The organism is uncultured Novosphingobium sp. (assembly GCF_964277725.1).
In the GTDB taxonomy this organism is placed as follows: domain Bacteria; phylum Pseudomonadota; class Alphaproteobacteria; order Sphingomonadales; family Sphingomonadaceae; genus Novosphingobium; species Novosphingobium fluoreni.
The window spans coordinates 1-7136 of record NZ_CAXYKL010000097.1 but is presented as its reverse complement, the minus strand read 5'-3'; the positions used below and the strand labels follow the sequence as shown (position 1 = coordinate 7136).

Annotated in this window: 8 protein-coding genes; 2 read left to right on the top strand and 6 right to left on the bottom strand. The window is 62.5% G+C overall.

Annotated elements, in window-relative coordinates; all coding sequences use genetic code 11:
• Positions 1-158: 158 nt before the first annotated feature.
• Positions 159-713, bottom strand: a complete 555-nt coding sequence (locus ACHWRX_RS05570; protein WP_394658403.1) for a cytochrome b — start codon at positions 711-713, stop codon at positions 159-161.
• Positions 714-823: 110 nt separating this feature from the next.
• On the opposite strand from ACHWRX_RS05570, the gene ACHWRX_RS05565 reads away from it, so the two are divergent.
• A complete protein-coding gene (locus ACHWRX_RS05565; RefSeq protein ID WP_394658402.1) occupies positions 824-1513 on the top strand; it encodes a prolyl hydroxylase family protein in 690 nt (229 codons plus the stop codon).
• 36 nt (positions 1514-1549) lie between these two features.
• On the opposite strand, the gene ACHWRX_RS05560 is transcribed toward ACHWRX_RS05565, so the two are convergent.
• Together ACHWRX_RS05560 and ACHWRX_RS05555 are read right to left on the bottom strand one after the other, a co-directional pair.
• Positions 1550-2065 carry a DUF1003 domain-containing protein gene (locus ACHWRX_RS05560; RefSeq protein WP_058737875.1) on the bottom strand — a complete coding sequence of 172 codons (516 nt, stop codon included), beginning with the start codon at positions 2063-2065 and terminating at the stop codon, positions 1550-1552.
• A complete protein-coding gene (locus ACHWRX_RS05555; protein WP_394658401.1) occupies positions 2040-3680 on the bottom strand; it encodes a lysine--tRNA ligase in 1641 nt (546 codons plus the stop codon). The genes ACHWRX_RS05560 and ACHWRX_RS05555 overlap by 26 nt, the downstream gene beginning before the upstream one ends.
• A gap of 92 nt (positions 3681-3772) precedes the next feature.
• Between ACHWRX_RS05555 and ACHWRX_RS05550 the strand changes: the two genes are divergently transcribed.
• Entirely contained in the window at positions 3773-4684 is a 912-nt protein-coding gene (locus ACHWRX_RS05550) for a mechanosensitive ion channel family protein (RefSeq protein WP_394658400.1), read from the top strand.
• Between the two features lie 4 nt (positions 4685-4688).
• Here the strand turns inward: ACHWRX_RS05550 and ACHWRX_RS05545 are convergent, their stop codons facing one another.
• The 3 genes from ACHWRX_RS05545 to ACHWRX_RS05535 form a co-directional block, all read right to left on the bottom strand.
• On the bottom strand, positions 4689-4979 hold the full coding sequence (locus tag ACHWRX_RS05545) for a DUF2218 domain-containing protein (RefSeq protein ID WP_394658399.1): 291 nt from the start codon (positions 4977-4979) through the stop codon (positions 4689-4691).
• The gene (locus ACHWRX_RS05540) at positions 4976-5605 is read right to left on the bottom strand and encodes a PadR family transcriptional regulator (protein ID WP_394658398.1); all 630 of its coding nucleotides are present in this window, start codon (positions 5603-5605) and stop codon (positions 4976-4978) included. The genes ACHWRX_RS05545 and ACHWRX_RS05540 overlap by 4 nt, the downstream gene beginning before the upstream one ends.
• A 119-nt stretch (positions 5606-5724) precedes the next feature.
• Positions 5725-7136 (bottom strand): hypothetical protein (locus tag ACHWRX_RS05535; RefSeq protein WP_394658397.1); only part of this gene is annotated, 1412 nt, incomplete at its 5' end.

Here is a 7136-nt window from a genome sequence, read left to right as displayed (position 1 = left end):
CTACACCGCGCGCGCCCGCCACTGGAGCGAGGAGACGATGAAGCAGCACGAGACGATGGGCTTCACCGAGGGATGGAGCGCCTGCGCCGCGCAACTCGCCGGCATCTGTGAAAGCGAAAGCGCAGCTGTCTGATCGAGCGTCCGGCTGACCGCAGCCGTCAGGCCCGCGGGCGACCGAGGAACGGGATCATCCGTCCCAGCGTCCCGTCCCGGTCAAGGAACTGGTGCTTCAACGCTCCCAGCACGTGAAGCCCTGCCAGTACCAGGAACAGCGTGGCCAGGTTTTCATGGATGCCGAAGAACGTGTCACCCGCCGCCTTGGTGGTGGGCACCGGCAGGGCCGGCATGCTGAACAGCCCGAACACGCTGACCGGGCCGCGCGCGGAAACCATGGCCCAGCCGGCCAGCGGAATGCCGATCATCGCCACATAAAACAACGTGTGTACGGCGCGCGCCAGCACGCGCTCCCACGGTTGGAGGTTGCACTGCAACGGTGGCGGCCGATGAGCAATGCGCCACAGAATGCGGATCACGCTGAGGATCAGTACCGAGATACCGACCGACTTGTGCAAGGCGATCTGCTGCATCTGCTGCGCTTCGGGCAGGTCTTCCGCCGTCCACACCAGAATGAAATTCGTGGCGATCAGCAGTGCGATCAACCAGTGGAGCACAATGGCGACGCCGCTGTAGCGTGGGGCAGTTTCATGGATCATGCCGCAACCTGCAACAGGGCGCCGCGAAGAACAAGCAGCGTATCTTTCGAACCGCCTGATCCCCCGAATCGCTTGTCAGCCATGCGGTGGCGGAAGCAATGTGGCAGGCGATGTCTTCGCCGCCGCGCCAAGAGGAAGGCCCCAGGCCCACGCCGGATCGCAAGGCCTTGCGCCTGGTCGGTGATCGCGTGCGAAAACGGCTGATGCAAGACCCCGGTGCCTATCGCGTGCCGGTGGACAGCGCCGAAATCTTCGCCTTCGCCGACTTTCTGGACGCCCACGAATGCGCCCATCTGATGCGGATGATCGACGAGGTTGCCCTGCCATCCCGCATCACCCGCACCGCCGACCCGGATTTTCGCACCAGCTATTCCGGCGATATCGATCCGTCCGACCCCGTCGTACGAACGCTTGAGCGACGCCTCTACGATCTGACCAACATCGAGCCGACCTGGGGCGAAAGCGTCCAGGGGCAGCGCTATCACCCCGGCCAGCAGTTCAAGGAGCATTGCGACTGGTTCGATACCAATCAGGAGTATTGGAAGCACGAGGCGCAGACAGGTGGGCAACGCAGCTGGACCGCAATGGTCTATCTCAACGATGTCGAAGCCGGGGGCGTCACCGCCTTTACCCGGATCGGCGTGACGATCCCGCCGCAGGCCGGGGCCTTGCTGGTATGGAACAACAACGGTCCCGACGGCGCCGTGAACTGGAACACCATGCACGCGGCGCTGCCGGTCGAGCGCGGGGAGAAATACGTGGTGACGAAATGGTTCCGCTCCCGCCGGTGGGGGGCCTGAGGAAAACTCGGCTTTCGGCTTCGAAAAATCGCGTCGTCAGGAGTGTCCGTCGGGCTTGTCGAGCCGATCCAGCAGACGATCGAACCGGCGATGCAGGCGGATGATCTCCAACTGGGTGCGCAAATTCACCTCATAATCGTGGCGCGCGGCGATGCGGTCCTTCTGGGACTGCCGATTCTGGCTCATCATGATCACCGGCGCCTGGATCGCCGCCAGCATCGATAGCATCAGGTTCAAGAAGATGTAGGGGTAGGCATCGAAGGGATGCAGTCCGAAGTCTTCCAGAATGCGGCTGTTGATCAACATCCAGCTGACCAGCACCACTCCGAAACCGATGATAAAGGCCCAGCTGCCTCCGACCGCCGCCACCTTGTCGGCCAATCGCTGACCCCGGGTGGCGTGAAGCGCGGCCTCCTCTTGCGCATCTAGATCCTCGATCTCGCCGGAGGCGATCCGGGCGAGCACGCGCCGCTCCTCGGCGTCCACCTGATCCAGGCGACGACCGAGCAGCTCTATGCATAAATCCTCAGCTGTCGTGGGTGCCTTGCGCATCGGTCTTGCTCTCCAACGCCTCGGCAATAAGCTTGCGGGTTTCCGGAATGCCGTACAGCGCGATGAAGCTGCCCATTCGCGGCCCCTGAGACGAGCCAAGCAAGGTTTCGTATAGCGCCTTGAACCAATCCCGCAGGTTGTCGAAGGCGAATTCCTCGCGCTTGCCGATTTCATAGACGGCGTTCTGCAGTTCCTCCGCCGTGGCATTCGAACCGGCGGCGGCCAGTGCCTCGTCAAGCGCCGTCAGCGCCGCCGCCTCGTTCGCCAGCGGAGCCCGGCGATGAAGCGTGGGCGCGATATAGTCGCGATTGGTGGCCAGCGCGGCAGCAACCAGCGCCTTCAGCTCAGGATGCGCTTCCGGCGTCGCTTCGGACACATAGTTGCCCAAGTACGACCAGACCTGATCCTCGGTCGCATCGGCACCCAGCACGCCAACAAGGTTCAGCAGCAGGCCGAAAGTTACCGGCAGCGTATCGCCTGCACCCTGCGCCGCGGCCCCGGCGCCATCACCGTTGGCCCGCAGCAAGTGCCACACCGGATTGCCCAGTTGCTTGTCCTGCTCCTGCGCCGCCAGATTACCGCGGAACTGCCAATACTCGTCCACCGCCTTGGGGATGACGCCGATGTGCAGCTGCTTGGCGCTCTTGGGTTCGCGGAACAGGTAGAAGCCCAGCGATTCCTCGGTGCCATACGTCAGCCACTGCTCAATCGTGAGGCCGTTGCCTTTGGACTTGGAGATCTTCTCCCCGTTTTCATCCAGGAACAATTCGTAGATCAGCCCTTCCGGCCGCCGCCCGCCCAGGATCTGCGCGATCTTGGCGGACTGGGTGACCGAGTCGGTCAAATCCTTGCCGCACATTTCATAGTCGACGCCAAGGGCGACCCAGCGCATCGCCCAGTCCACCTTCCATTGCAGCTTGGCCTGGCCACCGAAGATTGACTGCTCGATCCGTTGGCCGTCATCCTCGAAGGCGATCATGCCGGACGCGGCGTCCAGCACTTCGATAGGCACTTGCAGCACCTCTCCCGTGGTGGGCGATACCGGCAATACCGGGGAATAGGTCTTGCGGCGTTCCTCGCGCAGGGTCGGCAGCATGACGCCCATGATCGCGTCGAAATGCGTCAGCACATTGGCCAGCGCCTGGTCGAACGCGCCGGAATTATAACGATCGCTGGCGGACACGAATTCGTAGTCGAAGCCAAACCGGTCCAGGAACTGGCGCAGCATGGCGTTGTTGTGGTGGCCGAAGCTCTCGTGCGTGCCGAAGGGATCGGGAATACGCGTCAGCGGCTTGTTGAGGTTAGCGCGGAGCAGATCGCCGTTGGGCACATTGTCGGGCACCTTGCGCAGACCGTCCATGTCATCCGAAAATGCCACGAGGCGCGTGGGCGCGCCATCCGTGAGCACTTCGTAGGCGCGACGCACAAGCGTGGTGCGCAACACTTCCTGGAACGTGCCGATATGCGGCAGGCCCGAGGGGCCATAGCCGGTTTCGAACAACACCGCTTCGCCGTTAGCCTTGCCCTGCGGATAGCGCTTGAGCAGCTTGCGCGCCTCTTCGAAGGGCCAGGCCTTGGACTTCAGAGCGGCGTCGATCAGTGCGGTGTCAGTCATGATGGCGCGCTCTTTCGCGGGAAAGACGCCGCGCTGCAAGGGGTCTGCATCGGCCACCGCAGGGAACCTCCCCCACGCGGGACGGTTCCGAGATGATATTCGGCTTACAGGACGCGCCCAGTTTCGTGAATTATCTCCAGACCTTGCACGATCAGATCGAGCGCATGATCCGCTCCTTCATCCAGATGCTGCCTACCTTGGGCATCTCTCTGCTTATTCTCATGGCCACCTGGGTCGTCGCGAAATTCGCGATCCGTATCGCCGATCGGATCACGGGGCGCACTCACATCCGTGAGGATCTGAAGCAGCTGCTCGATACCATCGTCCGGTTGGCGATCTGGCTGATCGGGATCGTGATCGCGCTGACCGTGGCGATCCCCAGCTTTACGCCTGCCGGTGCATTTGCAGGCCTGGGCGTCGGCGCGCTGGCTATCGGCTTTGCGTTCCAGGACATCTTCGAAAACTTTCTCGCCGGCGTCCTCATCATGTTGCGCGAAAAGATGCGCATTGGTGACCTGATCGAATGCAAGGAGATCACCGGCAAGGTTGAGCGAATCACCTTGCGCGAAACACATATCCGCCAACTTTCCAACGAGTTGACGATCGTTCCGAACTCGGTTCTGTTCAAGAACCCGGTCAAGATCCTCACAGACCAAGTCGTGCGCCGGGACGAGATCATGGTCGGCGTAAGCTACGATTGCGATCTGGAAGACGCCCAGCGGGTGCTGCGTGAAGCGGTGGAAGCGCTGCCCAACGTCAGCAAGGACAGGCCGGTTATCATACTGGCGCGGACCTTGGGCGAAAGCTCGGTGGATTTCCTGGTACAGTGGTGGGCCACCACCACCCCGCGTGACATGCGCCTGACGCGCAGCGAGGTGGTGATCGCAGTTAAGAATGCGCTCGATGCAGCGGGTATCGAAATACCTTATCCCACTGTTACCAATCGGTTACCCGATCTTCCTGACGTGGAAACCGAACCCCGGAAAACAGAACCGGTCGGCTAACCACTCACCCCTCGCGCCATTTCCATTCGAATGCCAACGGCGCTTCCCGAAAGGCGAAGCGGTCGAGGTGCTCGGCCACCACACCCGTCAGCCGCTCCAACGCCGCGCGGTCTTCGCCTTGGATAGTGACGTGGATCGAGTCCGGTCCGGCAACCATGCTGGCCACCGCGGTTTCGAACGTCACCTCTCCGCTCTCGCCCTCCAGCGAAACCGGGAGCTTGTGCGACCAGTGCTTGCACAATTGCTGCACGTACTTCGCCCCGCTCTTGGTGGGGACATGCGCCTCTACGATCACGGTTCGATCCTTTCGATCTTGCGGGTCGCCTCGTCGATGATGTCGGCAATGGCGAGGACGGTTTCCCGCCCTGCTCCGTCCTGCGACAGGCGATCCAGCAGCGCGCTCTTAAGCGAATGCATGGCGCGACGGACCGGTGCGGGGGCAGCCTTTTCCCGCGCTTCGGCCAGCGAGGCCAGCCGCGCGCGCAGGGCCTTTATGACCTCGGCGTCATAGGCGACGCGCTGCTGACCTTCGGGGGTCAGGGTGTAGGATTTGCGTGTATTTTCCGCCTCGGCCGGAGCGATCAGGTTCTGCTCTTCCATGAAGGTCAGCGCCGGATAGACGATGCCCGGACTTGGCGCATATTCGCCCCCGGTCAATTCCTTGATGGCCCGGATCAGGTCGTAACCATGGCGTGGCTGCTCGGCGAGCAAGGCCAGAAGGATGGTCTGCAACTCGGCTTGGTCAAACAACCGACGGCGGCGCCCACCGCGTGGGCCGCCGCGATGCCCCCCTTGAAAGCCGCCCTCTCCACCGAACGAACGATCCGATGGGCCGCCTCGGCCGCTAAAGGGAGATGCATGGAAATGGCCATAATCGCGTTCGCCGCGCGCCATGCCGTGGAAGGGATGATGATGTCGCATGATGTTCCTAATATCTCTAATGCGACTCAAGATATATCTTGGAAGTGAGTTTGGGAAGGGGTCATCGTGTGTTTTATCGAGGTAGTTCCGGTGAAAACGGTGCGGCGCCTAAAAAGCGCTTATCGCGTTCGCACCAGCATCGTCTGTTTGGGGAAATGGCGCGCGGCGCGATAGCCGGGCACGGGCGGCAATTCGCCAGCAGGCACGCCCGATACCCAGATGGCGTCGAAGCCATCCTGACGCATCGCCTGCAGCCGCTCCCGAAGTTGCACGGCATCCACCCGATCTTCCGGGCACTTCAAAGTGACACGCTGAGAATCACTGGTCCAACGCGCCTGAAACTCTGGGTCGCGGATCGTCAGCAACCTGGCATTGTCGACCATGAAGAGTGTGTTGACGAAGGCATCGCGGCGCGTGACCGCGTAGCTTGCCAGCTTCTCATCCGGAGAGAGCGCCCAGCCGTCGCAACTGTCACGCACGTAAACATAGCCCAGTTTTCCGCCTTGAGGCACGACATCCAGCATCGTCAGGCGCTGCTCCAACTCAGCGCTGCGCGACGCCCATGCCCAAGTGACGCTCCCCAGCCGCACCAGAAACAGGCTCAACCCGATAAGACATATCAGGCGTTCCTTGCGCGGGTCGATTGCCGGGCGGACGGCCATCACGAAGAGCATGATCGCAATTGGCGCGGTGCGCACGTCGGTGCCCCAGGAGTTGAGCAGGTAAAGCGGGGCAGCCAGTGCTGCGACCGCGAGCAGCAGCGCGGCGATCAGCAGCCGGGGCTCCACCTGTCGCTGCCGCCCGGCCCAGCGCAGAGCCAGGAAGGCGGTCAACACCATCGTCCCGATCAATGCGAGATCCAGCTTCATCCAAGTGCCGCGCAGCGAACCGGCAAAGACGGTCATCTTGTTGCGCACCAGGTCTTCGTAGATCCAGGTGACATTCTCGCCGTGCGAATGCGCGCGCCATATCAACAGCGGGATCATTGGGAGAAGCAGCGGGAGATTGCGGCGGATTGCCGGCCAAAGATCATTCATCGAGCGCAGCCGCGCCAGTTCGTTGGCAGCTGCCAGAAGCAACAGCGTGGCCCAGGCAGCCATGTGCGCGGTCCAGACCACCAGCGCGGCGATACCCAATATCGCTTGCTCGGGCAGGCGTTCACGCTGCCGGGAAAATAGCCACGAGGCGGTCAGCAAGGCGAGCGCGATGCCCAGGCAGTAGTTCAGAAAGCCGAACATCCACGCCTGGTTGAGCGCCAGGGGCGTCGCCAGCATCGCACTGGCCGTCACCCGGCCATGCGCGGCGCGCGAGAGGGCGAGAATGCCGGCGATCGTCAGGGGAGCGATGGCCGCTGAAACCAGCCGGGTCGCCAAATCTCCGCCCAGCCAGTGAGCCAGAAATACGGCTGGGATATCCTCCCCCAGGTTGGCGATCCACTGCCAGTGGACCACGAAATAGCGGGACAGCGGCGCGCTTGAGGATGCCATCGCCAGGATGTGGTGCCGCGCCATATGCGCCGGGGCATCCGAAA